The sequence below is a fragment of the Synechocystis sp. IPPAS B-1465 genome, from assembly GCF_003015225.1.
Lineage (GTDB): Bacteria > Cyanobacteriota > Cyanobacteriia > Cyanobacteriales > Microcystaceae > Synechocystis.
Genome location: NZ_CP028094.1, coordinates 410,201 through 425,465, shown reverse-complemented (window position 1 = coordinate 425,465; position 15,265 = coordinate 410,201). Strand labels below are relative to the sequence as shown.

The following is a 15,265-nucleotide window of genomic DNA, read 5'->3' as shown; positions in this document are numbered from 1 at the left end:
TGTGGCCGCTAACCTAACCTTTCTTGGCTCCGGCTCTGCTTTCACGGTGGGGGCGGACAATTTTCAATCCAATGCCATTCTCACCCTCGATAACGGCAAAAAGTTCCTAATTGATTGTGGCACCGACATTCGTTTTTCCCTCTACGCCCTCGGCCTGAGTCATCGGGACATCACCGATATCTACGTTAGCCATCTCCATTCAGACCATGTGGGGGGATTAGAATACGTTGGTTTTAGCACCATGTTTGACCCCAACTGCGGCAAACCCAACTTATATCTAAGTCAGGATATTGCGGCGGATTTATGGGAGCGTTCCCTGGCCGGGGGGATGGAAGCCATTGAAGGAGGAATGACGGAAGTTGATAGCTATTTTCAGATCCACGCCTTGGGACCAGGAGAAACGTTCACTTGGGAAAATGTTAACTTCCAATTAATTAAGCTCAACCATGTGGATACGGGGTCAATGTTGATGCCCGCCTATGGTCTTTTTTTCACGGTCAATCACTTCCAAGTTTTCTTTAGCAACGACACCAAATTTAGCTACGATCGCCTGCAGGAATATTTTCATCGGGCCGATATCATTTTCCATGATTGCGAAATTTCCCCCTATCCCAGCCCCGTCCACGCCCATTACAACGAGTTGCGTAAACTGCCCGCCGCCATCAAAGCAAAAATGTGGCTCTATGGCTACCAACCGGGGCCATTGCCGCCCGCGTTGGAAGATGGCTTTCTGGGCTTTGTTAAGCGGGGTCAACGGTTTGACTTAGTTTAACCCCCAGCATCGGAGCCAAATTCTAGGGGCCATACCAAAGTCTTTACTGCCTGGGTAACAGTGGCTAAGCACCGTACAAATATGGGGTAAACTTTATCCTAAACCCTTCCCAATCCCATCTTTGCCCATGCTCGGCGGTCAATATTATCTCATTGCATTTATTTTGGCGGTGATTGTGGTTTGGTTCACGACACCATTGATTAACCATTGGGGACGGAGGGCCGGTTATGTAGACCAACCCAGTGCTCGCAAAATGCATCATCGACCCATGGTGCGCCTAGGGGGAGTATCCATTTTCCTCGGTAGCTTAGTGGCCCTGTTGGTGGTTTGGAATCTTGGGGCCTTCGGTGCCATGAGTACCAAAGGGGAATGGGAAGTCTGGGGCGTAGTGCTGGGGGGTTTAGCCTTTTTTGGCATTGGTTTATTTGATGACCTGTTCGATCTGAGTCCTTTTTCCCGTTTATTGGCCCAGGTGGCGATCGCCTCGGTGGTGTGGAATATGGGAGTCAGAATTGACTTTTTTACCCTGCCCTTCCTGGGAAACTTGGTGTACCTAAACATTTTAAGTTTGCCTATTACGGTGATTTGGTTAGTGGGTTTGGCCAACGCCATTAACTGGATTGACGGCTTGGATGGTTTAGCAGCGGGGGTCTGTGGCATTGCCGCAGTGGTGCTATTTGTCCTCTGTTTGTTTATGGAACAATCGGAGGCGGCCTTGATTGCAGCAGCCCTGGCCGGGGGGGCCCTGGGTTTTTTGCGCTATAACTTCAATCCTGCCCAGATTTTCATGGGGGATGGGGGAGCCTACTTTATGGGTTTTACCTTGGGGGCCGTAGCAGTAATTGGCCTGGTGAAAGTGGCAGCCATGGCCACGGTGGCGGTGACGGCGGTTTTATTGCCCTATCTGGTGCTGGCGGTGCCAATTTTAGATATGTCGGTGGTGATTCTCTCCCGGGTTATTAAGGGAAAATCCCCCTTTAAGGCGGATAAGGGTCACCTGCACCATCGTTTGATCAATGCCGGTATTTCCCATCGTCTAACGGTACTGTTTATCTATGCTCTTACTCTCTGGGCCGGTAGCCTAGCTTTGGGATTTTCCAATATTCCCAGCGGTTGGGGCTTTGCCATTGGCGCCACTGTGCTGTTGATTTATCTCGGCTGGCAAGTGTGGCGTAATAGTCGCAATGTGGGGGAACAGGACTGAATTTATTGCCATGCCCAACATTTTAATCGTGGAAGATGACCAGGAAATCGCCCAGCTAATCAGGGAAACGTTGGAGCGAGAACAGTTTACCTGCATTGTCACCAATGATGGAGAAACTGGTTTAAGAATTTTCCAGGAACAGGTTCCAGATTTAATTGTGTTGGATTTGATGTTACCCAAATTGGATGGACTGGAAGTTTGTACCCGCATTCGCCAACAACCGGGCAGCAAAGACCCCTATATTCTGATGTTGACCGCCAAAGGGGAGGAGATCGACCGCATTATTGGCCTCTCCACCGGGGCCGATGATTATTTGGTCAAACCCTTCAGTCCGAGGGAATTGGTCGCTAGGGTACGGGCCCTATTGCGGCGGCAATTGCGCCAGGGGCAACCAGTGGGACAAATTTATCGTACAAACCATTTTCAGGTGGACCTAGACCAACATCAGGCGAGTCGTTACCAGGGCGATCGCCAGGAAGAGTTGGAGTTGACCGGGTTGGAATTTAATTTATTAGCTACGTTTATGAGCTATCCGGGGCGGGTCTGGAATCGGACCCAATTAATTGAAAAGTTGTGGGGCAATGATTTTTTTGGCGATGAACGGGTGGTGGATACCCACATTCGTCGATTACGCAAGAAAATTGAACCGGACCCCGCTAATCCTACTTTTATTAAAACGGTGATCGGTTTGGGCTATAAGTTTGAAGACCCTGATTAAGGGGCGGTTTTGGTTCCCATGGTTGGCTTAGGCAGGTAGACCTTCTGTCCAGAAACCTACAACGCATTAGCATTTTTGTGGTCGTTATAGTCACTTCAATTAACGATGAGAGAATTTAATGTAAAATTATGGGGTGTACAAAATGAACAGGTTTAAACAATGGCTTACAGTTTAGATTTAAGGCAAAGGGTAGTAGCTTATATAGAAGCTGGAGGAAAAATAACTGAGGCTTCCAAGATATATAAAATAGGAAAAGCCTCGATATACAGATGGTTAAATAGAGTAGATTTAAGCCCAACAAAAGTAGAGCGTCGCCATAGGAAATTAGACTGGGAAGCTCTAAAAAAAGACGTAGAAGAAAATCCCGATGCAAGATTGATAGACAGAGCCAAGAAATTTGGAGTGAGGCCGAGTGTCGTATATTACGCATTAAAGAAAATGAAAATAAACAGAAAAAAAAAGAACTACGTTATCGAGAAAGAAACCGGGAGGAACGAGTTAAGTACTATAGAATGTTAAGAGAACTAATCAAGCTCTATGGTAGTCAAGCTATAGTTTACATAGATGAATCTGGATTCGAAGCAATCCAGGCTTGTATTTATGCCTGGTCAAAAAAAGGAAAAAAAGTTTATGGAGATAGACAAGGAAAAAGGGGAGTCAGAGAAAATCTAGTAGCAGGGAGAAGAAAAGGAAAAAAAGATTTGATTGCACCGATGGTTTTTACTGGGAGTTTGAATGCAGAAGGCTTTGAAGGATGGTTAAAATTATATTTACTACCCTCCCTCGACATTCCATCAATATTAATAATGGATAATGCTCCTATTCATCGTAAAACTGCCATTAAAGAATTGGCTAAAGAAGCAGGTCATGAAGTTCTTTTTTTGCCGAAATATTCTCCTGATTTAAATGATATTGAGCATGACTTTAGTGCCTTGAAACGAGCTAGAATGTACGCTCCTATTGACACGTCTCTTGATGAAATTATCCGTTCTTACTGTGGCGTTTAGCGTCTCAGCCTTATTTGAAACTACTATACTTTTCTAACTTTCCTTGAGTCGACCCAATTGCCCCAAGCGTTCCTCGATCGCCGTCAGGCCTTGCCAATTGACCAAATCCTTTAACCAAGGGGGCGGTGGATTATTGCCGTAGTCGAGTAATTGACTGGAGCGCAGAAAACAATGGAATGCCAATTCACTAGCGGTGGCCATGGCCCCATCCTGGGTTTGCAGACGGTTGGCCCCACTGAGGTAATGACCCAAAATGCTCGGACTGCGGTGGCCGATGTAAATTTCCCTGGCTCGCTGAACTTTCTCCACCATGGTCCAGGGGTCTTCCATGGCTAACAGTAAAATATGGGGGCAAAACTCATTGATCCAACTTCCACAGGCCTCTAGGTCTTCGACGATCGCCACTAGGCCGTAATGGGCCAAAGCCTTTTCCGTATGTACAGAATGTTCCTGCTCCCGACAATAGCGATTGACTGATTGAATCACCTCTTCCCCCAACTCCAGGCGATCGGTCAGTAGCACTGCGCTGGCATTGGGATATTGTTCGGCATGGGCTAACAAATCCAGGGCTAGCCATTGTCCGTTAGCTTCACCGTCCGCTAGCACCATTAAATTTGTCCTAGCCAGGGTTTGGTCAATGGTTACCACACCACTCACCAATTGTTTAGCCGCCATCACCCTTGGGCAGCCTGCCCCTGTAATGGACTCCACCGGGGCAATATTTTTTGCTCCCCAGGTCAGCATGGCGATCGCCGGCACCCCAGCGGCCAGATAAATTTCTTCAATGCCCATTTCCTGGGCCGCCACCAAAATAGTCGAACTAATGGTTTCCGTCACCAAAACCCGTTCCGCCACCCCCACAGTCTTGGCCAACATCCCCTGGCGGAGTAAATTGCCCAGGGCATCGCCCCTTTTTGCTTCTAGATAAAAACCAGCTCTTCTGACCGGATAAAACCTTTGTCCCCGCACTGTGCCATCTTCCGGAAAGCTTACTTGGGTCTTGGGCAGTTGCGGGCGGTAAACCTGCTCCAGGGCAGCGCAAGCCTGGCGAATCACCGACAATTTTTCCTGGCTAATGCGTTGATAAGCCGCATCCAACTCCGCTCCACTAACTCTGGGGGGAGCATCCTGGTCCATGGCAGCCCAATGCTCCATCGCCGCCACCACCTGGGCCATGACCGGCCAGGGGGAAGGAACGGGACGATGATGTAAACGTCGCAACTCCTGAACAATGTCACCGGACTGGGTGATGAGACGTAACATGGCAACCAATTTGCTCCCAAACAGTCAACCCCAGGCAGAGTGCCCAGTTCTGTTTTAGCTTAACGTTTTTACCCCTGAAGTTCCCTGTGTTGCCCATTCCCCCTGGTCTATCTGAAAGGTCAAAACAGAACCCTTACTAGGGTCAAAGGTTTAATCGTTGGATTGTCAATCGTTTAAACGGGTGGGAGCATATCAGTCAAGGCAAATTATCCGGTGCCCAATGGGCTTTGGTGGAAATTAGATTCCGGTATCGTTTTTTTTCCCCCTCACTAAATCGGGGATAAGGGATAGTCCTAGGGCGATCGCCGTTGCGGGAATAACCACAAAAAGAATCACATTATTAAATATATGTAAATTCTGATTGTGGGTAGCATCAAGCACCAAATAGGCAGTGTAGGCAATGTAATAGAACAGGAATAAAAAGCCCTCCCAGCGGTCAATTAATCTGCCGGTAATAAAGACAGGCAAACAAACTAGGGCAACGGCAAACATCACAGGAATATCAAAGTTAAAAGCAGAGTTAGAAACCTGGATACCGTTGGGGGAAAAAATGGCGGCAAAACCCAATACGGCCAAAATATTAAAAATATTACTGCCCACCACATTACCCACCGCAATATCCCGCTCCCCCCGGTAACTAGCCACTACAGAAGTGGCCAATTCTGGCAAAGAAGTCCCCGCCGCAATTAGGGTTAAACCAATTACTAATTCACTGATGCCTAGGCTTTTGGCAATGGCCACGGAGCTTTTCACTAATAAGCTAGACCCCAACACAAGCAGGGCAACGCCCCCTACAACATAAGCAATTTGAATGAATATCTGTTTGCCGGTTTTAGGCACAGGTTCCCCAAATTCTTTGAGGTATTCTTCGGTGACATCGGGGTTATTTTCTTTTTTACTTTGCCGGATCAGAAAAGTTGTGTAGAGAATGGCTCCACTGGCTAAAATTACGCCATCAACTCGACTAATTTGCCCATCCCAACCAAACATTAGCAACAGTCCAGAGACCCCAATCAAAATGGGAATATCTAAGCGAATTAACTGTTGGGCCACAATAAGGGGTGTAATGATGGAACAGACCCCCAGTATCAACAACACATTGAAAATATTACTGCCCACCACATTGCCAATGGAAATATCGGCCTGGCCGGCGATCGCCGCTTGGAGACTAACCACCATTTCCGGCATACTCGTACCGTAGGCCACAATGGTTAAACCAATAATTAAGGGAGAAAGCCCCGCCATCAAGGCAATGCGGGAAGCCCCTTTGACTAAAATTTCTGCCCCCGCCACTAAAATGCCTAACCCCAGAATTAAAAACGGAATGGTCAACCAAGTCATCATGTTTGCTCTCAATAAGCCCAAGTGAAAAAACCTAACCTGCCTTTTGTACGGCCCGAAGGTAAAGCCGCTGGACCTTACCGAGAAATTTATCAAGGGACGATTTGGGGTGGCCATGGCCAGGATCTGATTCCTGCAGGGAGGCAAGCAACTGGGCTTCTTGGGTTTGAATATCGCCGTCACTATAGAGCAGACCACTTAATGCTTCTAGCAATTCGGAATATTCCTGCTCACTGGGATAATCTCCTAAATACTCATTTACCCAGGCATAACATTGGGGTGCTTCTACGGATTTTAGTTCTGACAAAAGGGTCTGTAATTCCAGATCATTTTCTAGTTCATATCCTGCCGCTAAGCGGCGTAGATATTGCCTTTCTTCGACTTCGATTACCCCATCTAGCCAGGCGGCCCCAATCAGAATTTTGAGTAGTTGTTTAGTTTTAGCAGTTTTTGTCATGGCGCATTACCCCCCAGGGATGGAATGGTACAGTTAACTCAGCTAAAGTTCCCGACCAAGAAATAAGTCCCATATATTACTTTTGAGGCGTTGATCCCCTGGCCAGAATTTTGATTCACTGTTTCTATTGTGGGGGGGAAGAGTCGATCGCCGTTAGGATTGTTAAGCTTTCTTCAAATTTGCAATGAAAAAACCATCTTGGTGGTGGTGATGGGGCAAGATAGTCAGCATCCCTGATGTTACCGAGTTAGTTTGACCTTGGGGACTAGTCCACTCAAAAGGCTCCGATCGCCAATCTTCATGATCTTGCAAAAACCGTTCAATCTGAGCTTCATTTTCCGCCGGATTCAAGGTGCAGGTGGAGTAAACCAGGGTGCCACCGGATTTCACTAGAGGGGCGATCGCCTTTAATAGAGCCTGCTGGAGGGGCAGAAGGGTGGCAATGGTAGCGGGAGTTTGTCGCCACCGCAGGTCCGGATTGCGATGGAGAGTTCCTAGGCCAGAACAGGGCACATCCAGCAAAGCTCGATCCACCAATTCCACAGGAGGTTTGACTCCCGGTTGAGTTAAATCTCCTTCCCAAATTTTAATGCTGGTTAGTCCCAATCTTTGTTGGGTAACGGCCAATTTTTGTAACCGCCAACCATGGCGATCGCCAGCATAAATTTGTCCTTGATCTCCCATCAACTCGGCTATGTGGGTGGTTTTGCCGCCGGGGGCCGCACAAACATCAAAAATAGTTTCCTCCGGTTGGGGATTAAGGATTTGGGCCACCCATTGGGCACTGGCATCCTGCACTGTCCACCAACCCTCCGCAAACCCTGGCAGTTGGGTGATGGCCCCGGTTTTTCCGCCCAATCTTAAACCCTGGGGCAAACCTGCCATTGCCGTGGTGGTTAGATTAAGTTCCGCTAGGCTTTGGGCCACTTCTACTCTGCTAGTTTTTAACGGGTTAATGCGTAGATCTAGGGAAGGATTTTGATTGAAATAGGCACAGAGAGATTCCGTTTCTGCCTTGCCCCAGGTTTGCTCGAATAACTCCATTAACCAATCGGGAAAACTATATTGCTCCCCCAAACTGATTTTTTCCTGGTCTAAAATGTTCTTTCCCTGTTCCTCCGCCCGTTGGTAGCGACGCAACATACCGTTGACAACTTTACTTAATCCCTTTAAGCCATTGGCCTTGGCCAAATCCACACCGGTATTGACCGCCGCTGAAGCCGGTACCTGGTCTAGGTAACGCAGTTGATATAGTCCCAGTTGCACAATCCGTCTTAAATCCGGAGGTTGCTTACCAATGGGGCGATCGCCAAGTTGTTCAATTAAACAGTCTAGGGTTCTTTGTCTGCGTACCACTCCGTACACCAATTCCGTACAAAAACGGCGATCGGGGGGAGACAATGGATGTTTTTGCAAAGCCCGGTCAATGGCCACATCAGTGTAACTATCCCGGCGATTGATGTCTCGCAGAATCAAAAAGGCCAATTGTCGAGCCGAAATCATAGGCAATGCAGTTTCAGCCAATTACTATCAATCAATTACTGTTGGGGGGCACTGGGCACGGTGTTACCCATCCCAGGTAAATTGGGCGATTGGGAGTTGGGGTCAGGGCTCATGGCGCCTCCACCGGGAAAACCAGGATTCATACCAGGATTGGGAGACACATTGCCATTGGCATCGGGCATACCTGGTAAGGGAGTGTTACTAAAATTAGGGACGCCCGCACCGGAACCCCCAGGATTCGAGTTATTAAAATTGGACATTCCCGGATTGGCACCATTGGGGAATGCGTTGCCCGGAGTCATGCCCGGTAATCCCAAATTAGGATTATTAAAGCTATTGGGGTTCATGCCCGAGGGAGTTTGGCCATCGCCGGGTAAAGTCGCTAAAGCCACCCGATCGCCGCCCACGGTTCGCAGAGTATCCAGTAATTGCACCACATCGTTATAACTGGCATTGCGGGAAGCATGGAGCACAATCAAACCGCTGGGATTGTATTGGTGATAATTTTGCAGGGCACTAACCATCTGCTCCTGGCTTACCGGCTGTTTTTCCACATAAAGTTGCCCCAGATCGTCCAGGCTCACCATAAACATTTCCCGCATTTGGGGAGCCCCAGTGCTAGCTCGGGGTAAATCTAAACTAATGGCTTGTTGTCGGGATAGCCCCACCGCCCCCAGGATAAAAAAGGTCAGAATACAGAAAACAACGTCAATCAGGGGAATAATCTCAATGCGCACTTCCCCCTGGTCATGTTGGTTATCCTGCCAGAGGGACAGGGGACGGGTGGGATGGTAAATGGACTGGAATTTACGGTGGGACTTGGGGGCTTTAGGGGAAGATGCCATGGTGATGGGAAGGAGAAAAAACCGGACTCAATCCTGGGGAAGATGCCTAAAAATAGGCTCAATCAACCTCCCCAATCCTAACAAGCCTGGAAAAGTTGATTCCAGCAAAACTATTGGGGCAAACTTTCCGCTTCCGGGCTGGGGGTTAGGCCGTCATCGTAGGCCATTTCCTCTTCAAACCAGCGTTGGCGATAGAGCACCTCTAGTTCACTGCCTACTTTACGGAAGACTCGCATTTGGTTGAACCATAGCCCCTGAAACACACGGTAAAAGGCCAAACTAACAATGGCTATGATCAAACCGGCCGCTGTGGAAATCAGTGCTTCCCCAATACCAAGGGTGACTCCAGCGGTGGAAGCTGTACCCAAATCGCTAATTTGGATGGAACTAAGGGATTGGATCAAACCCAACACGGTACCCAACAGTCCCAATAGGGGGGACAGGGCAATAATGGCTTCCAGAATTTTGTCTCCCCGCCGCATGAGAGCCAATTGATCGTCCGCCGCCGACTCCAACGCCAGGTGAAAAACCTCTGGGTCTGGGTGGGGCAAACGCAATGGAGCCAACAGATATTTAGCAATGGGAAAACGACGACTGTCCTGGGCGACTCGAATGGCCGTATCCCAATCCCGGGCCGCCGTGTCTAAAATACGGGAAGCCGTTTGGGAGCTTTTGAGAATGACTTGGCCCCAAAACCACAACCTCTCGATGATGGTGCTGACGGACAAAATCGATAGGAGAAGCAGGGGCCACATGGCCACGCCGCCCTTTTGCATCAACTCAATGGGATTCACTGCTATTCATTGCCTCCATTGCAATATGTGCGACTAGAAAAGTATTCAACTTTACGGGGAAATAAGGGACTAATCCCTTGGCGATCGGGCTTAACCACAGACAATCCTAACGCAAGCATTCTCCCACCTAGAGAGATTGACCGGTGTTAAGTTCGCCTTAGCCCTCGATATATTTTAGATCTACTAGCTTCTGCCAGATTTTGCCCACGCTTTCATCCAGTTCCTCTAGGTCGGTGCGGCATTCCACATCGGGATTGGTGGGGGGCTCATAGGGGTCATCAATGCCAGTGAAACCTTTAATTTCTCCACTGCGGGCTTTGGCATATAAACCCTTCACATCCCGCTCCTCGCAAACAGCCAAGGGCGCATTGACAAACACTTCGAGAAAATCCCCAATGGTGTGTTTCACTTCCTGACGGATGGCTGCGTAGGGAGAAATGGCGGAAACCAAGACGATCACACCGTTGCGGGTGAGCAAATGGGACACAAAACCAATACGGCGAATATTGGTGTCCCGGTCTTCCTTGCTAAAACCGAGTCCTTTGGTCAAGTTGGTACGCACTACATCACCGTCTAGCACTTCCAGACGGTAACCGCTGTCCCGTAATTTCTTTTCCAATGCGTGGGTAATAGTGGTTTTCCCCGCTCCACTCAGTCCCGTTAACCAAATTGTTACGCCACGTTGTTGCATAGATAATCTAGGAATTTTTCAAAAATTGTCGATCCCGCCGAGGATTTTTCGCAGAATTTGCACAGTAAAGTGCCGCCCTTGAGCTTAGCTTTTTCGTTCCCCGTTGACAATGGCGGTTTTACTTCAACTTTCCCTAGAGTTAGCAAATTTGCTTAACCTTTTCATAGTCTAACCATAAGTTTTTCTTAATTTCTCTATGAAAAACTGGAGCGGGGCCAAGTGATCGTCCTTCACCGATGGGGAATTTTGCTGTCCGTTGGCGATCGCCAGCACCGATTGAAGGTTTTGCCCCACTTTTTCCTGATTGAGAAATTTCTAAAGCAATTATGACCATTAACAGCGGCGTTAGTTTGATTAGCAAAATTGGCGGCTTTGCCAGTAGCAACGGGGCAGAAATTCCCGCCTTCGACCCCGGTACTAAGCGCCTATTTGTGGTCGCCGGTGACGTGATTGAAATTCTAGATTTAGCCGACCCCACTAACCCCGTCAAGATTGAAGATTTAGCCCTAAATTTCGATGGCATTCCCCCTGGTTTCAGTCCTGTGCCCAACAGTGTGGCAGTGGGTAAGGCCGGCACTCCCAGTGCGGGAATTGTGGCTGTATCTCTGGCAATTCGAGATGATTTGAATAACCAAGAAGCTGGTCAAGTGCAGTTTTTTGATGCAACCACAGGGGCTTTTTTGGGCAAAGTCTCAGTGGGCTTTCTGCCGGACATGGTTACCTTCAGCCCTGATGGAACCAAAATTTTGACTGCCAACGAAGGGGAACCTAACGAAAGCTACACAGTTGACCCCGTTGGTTCAGTAAGTATTGTTGATATTACCGGGGGATTTACTAATTTAGTTGCCCAGAATGCCACTTTTGACGGTTTTAATGCTCAAAAAGCCGAATTACAATCCGCCGGCGTCAGATTTTTGGGGCAAATTTTTGATGCTGACGGTAACGTTGTCCGAGAAAGTACCGTAGCGGAGGATTTAGAGCCCGAATATATTGCCTTCAGCGGTGATGGAACCAAAGCCTGGGTAACTTTACAGGAGAATAACTCTGTCGCTCTAATTGATATTGCCACCACCACCGTGGAAGCGATTTTGCCCCTCGGTTTTAAAGACCATAGCTTGCCCGGTAATGGATTGGATGCCAGTGATCGTGATGGTGGGATCAATATTCAAAACTGGCCCATATTCGGGATGTACATGCCCGATAGCATTGCTTCTTTCGCCGTTGGTGACCAGACCTATTACATCACTGCCAACGAAGGGGATGCCCGCAATCGTCCCTCTGATGATGACCTTTTACCCCCTCCCTTTGATGGCGAAGGAGATATTTTTATTGAAGAGGCCCGGATTAAAGATTTAGTTCTAGATCCCATCGCCTTTCCCAATGCCGCTGAGTTGCAGGCCGATCCCGCCATTGGCCGTCTGACGGTAACCACCAAGTTAGGGGACACCGATGGGGACGGGGATTTTGATGAACTTTATGTCTATGGTTCTCGTTCCTTTTCCATTTGGAACAGCAGCGGCAATTTGGTTTACGACAGTGGCGAAGATTTTGAGCGCATTATTGCCGAAGCCATCCCCGACTTTTTCAATGCCAGTAACGACAATAATGACCTAGACAATCGTAGTGATAATAAAGGCCCCGAACCGGAAGGGGTAACAGTGGGCACCATTGATGGCCGTACCTACGCCTTTGTGGGGCTAGAGCGCATTGGCGGTGTGATGGTTTATGACGTGACCACCCCCCAATCCCCTGAGTTTGTTCAATATATTAACCCCCGGGACTTTACTGTTGATCCTGAGTCCAATCTGACCGATTCCGGCCCAGAAGGATTGATTTTCATTAATGCCGCCGATAGTCCCAATGGCAAACCATTGCTGGTGGTGACTAATGAGGTTAGCAACACGACTGCTGTTTTTGAAGTTAACGTACCTACTCCCCAGCCCTTCCGGTTGCAGTTATTCCATGCTGCTGACCAAGAAGCCGGAGTTCCCGCATTGGATGATATTCCCCGTTTTTCCGCTGTACTCAATGCTCTTGTCCAGCAAGACATTGATAATGACGGTACTGCGGGCTTTGCCAACACCTTGATTCTCTCCTCCGGCGATGCCTACATTCCTGGTTTGTTCCTATCCGCTTCGGAAGATGTGTTTGGCGGTGTGGGTCGGGCCGATATTTTGATTCAAAACGAATTAGGATTCCAGGCGATCGCCTTTGGTAACCATGAATTCGATTTGGGGACGGCATTAATCCAGGATTTGATCGGTGGTAATGGTGAAGATAACTTCCCCGGTACTAACTTCCCTTACCTGAGCAGTAACCTTGATTTCACCACCGATGGCAATCTTTCTGGTTTAGTGGTGCCTGACCATCAAGCCCCTCAGCCCAACAGCATCGCCGCCACTACGGTAATTGATGTCAATGGCGAAAAAATTGGCATTGTCGGGGCCACTACCCCCACCATTACTACTATTTCTAGCCCCGGTGGCGTAACGGTTAATCCTCAACCCTTTAACGGTGTTCCAACCCCTGAACAGCTAGATGCTTTGGCGGCGGAAATTCAAGCGGACGTTGATGGGTTACTCGCTGCTAATCCCGGTCTGAATAAAGTGGTGCTTCTGGCCCACATGCAACAAATTGCCATTGAGCAGGAATTAGCTGTTCGGTTGAAGCATGTTGACATCATTGTAGCCGGTGGTTCCAACACCCGTCTGTTGGATGAAAACGATCGCCTCCGGGCTGGGGACAGTGCCCAAGGTATTTACCCTATTATCAAAACCGATGCCGACGGTAACCCTGTAGCAGTGGTCAACACCGATGGTAACTACAAATATCTTGGTCGCTTAGTCATTGACTTCAATGAAAACGGGATCATTATTCCTGAGAGCTATGATCCCAATATCAGTGGAGCCTACGCCACCGACGACCAAGGGGTAGCGGATCTCAATGCCGCTGGATTGATCGACCCAGAAATTCAAGCCATTGTCGACCAACTGCGGGAAGTCATTGTTGCCAAGGAAAGTAATGTCTTTGGCGTTAGTAATGTCTATCTTGAAGGTTCACGCCCGGCCATTCGCCAACAGGAAACCAACTTAGGCAACCTCACCGCCGATGCCAACCTGGCGATCGCCAAAACCATCGATTCCTCTGTGGTTATCTCCCTGAAAAATGGGGGCGGTATTCGGGATGATATCGGTCGGATTCTAGTCCCCACCGGCGGTACCGGAGAACCAGAGCGACTTCCCAACGAAGCTGTTACCGATGCAGAGGGCAATATTGTTAAACCCGCAGGCGGTATTTCTGAAACCGACATTGCCAATGCCCTTAGCTTTAACAATGGCTTGAGCTTGATCACCGTTACTGCGGCTGAATTATTAGCCCTGGTGGAACACGGGGTAGCGGCCAGTGATGGCACCAACCAACAGGGTCGTTTTCCCCAAGTCAGTGGCTTTGCCTTCAGTTTTGACCTCAACCGTGCCCCTGGCGATCGTGTTCTTTCCCTGGCGATCGAAGATGAGGCCGGCAATGACCTGGATGTTGTTGTGCGTAATGGTGAATTGGTCGGAGATCCTAGCCGCACCTTCCGCATGGTCACCCTGGGATTTTTGGCCAATGGTGGTGATGGCTATCCTTTCCCCAGTGGTGAATCTGTTGATTTGGTGGATTTGGTTCTGCCAGCGGATGCTCCCCGCACCGGCCTGGCCACCTTTGCCCCCGATGGTTCCGAGCAAGATGTCCTAGCGGAGTATTTAGCAGCCAACTTCAATAGCCTGGAGACTGCATTTAATCAGGCAGACACTTCCCCGGAATTTGATGTCCGAATCCAAAATCTAGCCTTCCGTGTGGATACTGTTATTGATTCCACTGGGCCCGTTGACCCAATCGCCAATGAGATTGGAGTAGTGGCCGAAAACGGCTTCTTCTTTGTCCTACTTCCTGGGGGCGATGAAGTACAGCTTAAATTTAACAATCAACCCTTTGCCAGTGGCACCTTTGGCAATTGGCAAATTTTGGAAGCAGAAACGGTCAACGGCATCAATCAAGTGCTTTGGCAAAATCCCAACCTTGGTCAGATTGGTGTTTGGAATGCCGACTCCAACTGGAACTGGATTTCTTCGCAAACTTGGCCTACCAATTCCTTCAATACTCTGGAAGCAGAGGTTACCTTCCAGATTGACATCAACAACGATGACCTCCTTGGCGATCGCCTGACGACCGTGGAAAACCAGGGCAACGTCAGTCTGCTGGAAGGCATCTTGGGTAATTACTACGTCCAATCTGGGGATGATTTAACCACACCAATCAAATACCTAGGGGAGGCTTTTGACAACAACCTCGGTAACTGGCAAGCCCTAGCGGCGGAAACTGTACAAGGGGTTAATCAAGTGCTGTGGCAAAATCTCGACACCAACCAAATCGGTGTTTGGAACTCTAGTGCTGATTGGAACTGGATTTCCTCCAATGTATTTGAAGCTGGTTCTCCCCAGGCGATCGCCCAAGCTGAAATTTTTGGTATCCCAACTACCGTCCTAACCACGGCTGACTCCGTTTTAGTCTAATCATCAAAACGATTAGAGCCATACTCCCTGGCAAGCATTTTTAGCTTAATAACCAGGGAGTTTTCCGTTTTGCCCACATTAACTGACATTTTCACTTAGAACTTGACTACTATT

14 protein-coding genes are annotated in these 15,265 nt (G+C 48.6%); 6 read left to right on the top strand and 8 right to left on the bottom strand.

Annotated elements, in window-relative coordinates; genetic code table 11:
• The first annotated feature begins 1 nt into the window (after position 1).
• From C7I86_RS02040 to C7I86_RS02025, 5 genes are all read left to right on the top strand, one after another.
• Positions 2 to 772 (top strand): MBL fold metallo-hydrolase, encoded by a 771-nt coding sequence (locus C7I86_RS02040; protein WP_010871596.1) that lies wholly within the window; start codon positions 2 to 4, stop codon positions 770 to 772.
• A 127-nt stretch (positions 773 to 899) separates the two neighbouring features.
• On the top strand, positions 900 to 1,976 hold the full coding sequence (locus tag C7I86_RS02035; RefSeq protein ID WP_010871595.1) for a glycosyltransferase family 4 protein: 1,077 nt from the start codon (positions 900 to 902) through the stop codon (positions 1,974 to 1,976).
• Entirely contained in the window at positions 1,957 to 2,694 is a 738-nt protein-coding gene (locus C7I86_RS02030; protein WP_010871594.1) for a response regulator transcription factor, read from the top strand. The genes C7I86_RS02035 and C7I86_RS02030 overlap by 20 nt, the downstream gene beginning before the upstream one ends.
• Before the next feature lie 159 nt (positions 2,695 to 2,853).
• Complete coding sequence (locus C7I86_RS19035) at positions 2,854 to 3,213, top strand: IS630 transposase-related protein (protein ID WP_010871593.1); 360 nt, start codon at positions 2,854 to 2,856, stop codon at positions 3,211 to 3,213.
• Positions 3,114 to 3,701: a transposase gene (locus C7I86_RS02025; RefSeq protein WP_308417040.1), complete on the top strand. Its 588-nt coding sequence runs from the start codon at positions 3,114 to 3,116 to the stop codon at positions 3,699 to 3,701. Before C7I86_RS19035 ends, C7I86_RS02025 begins: the two co-directional genes overlap by 100 nt.
• Before the next feature lie 33 nt (positions 3,702 to 3,734).
• On the opposite strand, the gene C7I86_RS02020 is transcribed toward C7I86_RS02025, so the two are convergent.
• From C7I86_RS02020 to C7I86_RS19365, 8 genes are all read right to left on the bottom strand, one after another.
• Entirely contained in the window at positions 3,735 to 4,964 is a 1,230-nt protein-coding gene (locus C7I86_RS02020) for a histidinol dehydrogenase (RefSeq protein ID WP_010871592.1), read from the bottom strand.
• Between the two features lie 237 nt (positions 4,965 to 5,201).
• On the bottom strand, positions 5,202 to 6,305 hold the full coding sequence (locus tag C7I86_RS02015; RefSeq protein ID WP_020861429.1) for a calcium/sodium antiporter: 1,104 nt from the start codon (positions 6,303 to 6,305) through the stop codon (positions 5,202 to 5,204).
• Positions 6,306 to 6,339: 34 nt separating this feature from the next.
• A complete protein-coding gene (locus C7I86_RS19030; protein ID WP_010871590.1) occupies positions 6,340 to 6,762 on the bottom strand; it encodes a TerB family tellurite resistance protein in 423 nt (140 codons plus the stop codon).
• Between the two features lie 162 nt (positions 6,763 to 6,924).
• A complete protein-coding gene (gene rsmB, locus C7I86_RS02010) occupies positions 6,925 to 8,265 on the bottom strand; it encodes a 16S rRNA (cytosine(967)-C(5))-methyltransferase RsmB (RefSeq protein ID WP_010871589.1) in 1,341 nt (446 codons plus the stop codon).
• A gap of 35 nt (positions 8,266 to 8,300) precedes the next feature.
• On the bottom strand, positions 8,301 to 9,110 hold the full coding sequence (locus tag C7I86_RS02005) for a biopolymer transporter ExbD (RefSeq protein ID WP_010871588.1): 810 nt from the start codon (positions 9,108 to 9,110) through the stop codon (positions 8,301 to 8,303).
• 110 nt (positions 9,111 to 9,220) lie between these two features.
• The gene (locus tag C7I86_RS02000) at positions 9,221 to 9,904 is read right to left on the bottom strand and encodes a MotA/TolQ/ExbB proton channel family protein (RefSeq protein ID WP_010871587.1); all 684 of its coding nucleotides are present in this window, start codon (positions 9,902 to 9,904) and stop codon (positions 9,221 to 9,223) included.
• A gap of 157 nt (positions 9,905 to 10,061) precedes the next feature.
• Positions 10,062 to 10,595: an adenylyl-sulfate kinase gene (gene cysC, locus C7I86_RS01995; protein WP_010871586.1), complete on the bottom strand. Its 534-nt coding sequence runs from the start codon at positions 10,593 to 10,595 to the stop codon at positions 10,062 to 10,064.
• A gap of 168 nt (positions 10,596 to 10,763) precedes the next feature.
• Complete coding sequence (locus C7I86_RS19365; protein WP_255345277.1) at positions 10,764 to 10,889, bottom strand: hypothetical protein; 126 nt, start codon at positions 10,887 to 10,889, stop codon at positions 10,764 to 10,766.
• Between the two features lie 32 nt (positions 10,890 to 10,921).
• Here C7I86_RS19365 and C7I86_RS01985 point away from each other — a divergent pair, with 32 nt between their 5' ends.
• Positions 10,922 to 15,151 carry a choice-of-anchor I family protein gene (locus C7I86_RS01985; RefSeq protein WP_010871585.1) on the top strand — a complete coding sequence of 1,410 codons (4,230 nt, stop codon included), beginning with the start codon at positions 10,922 to 10,924 and terminating at the stop codon, positions 15,149 to 15,151.
• Positions 15,152 to 15,265 lie beyond the last annotated feature (114 nt).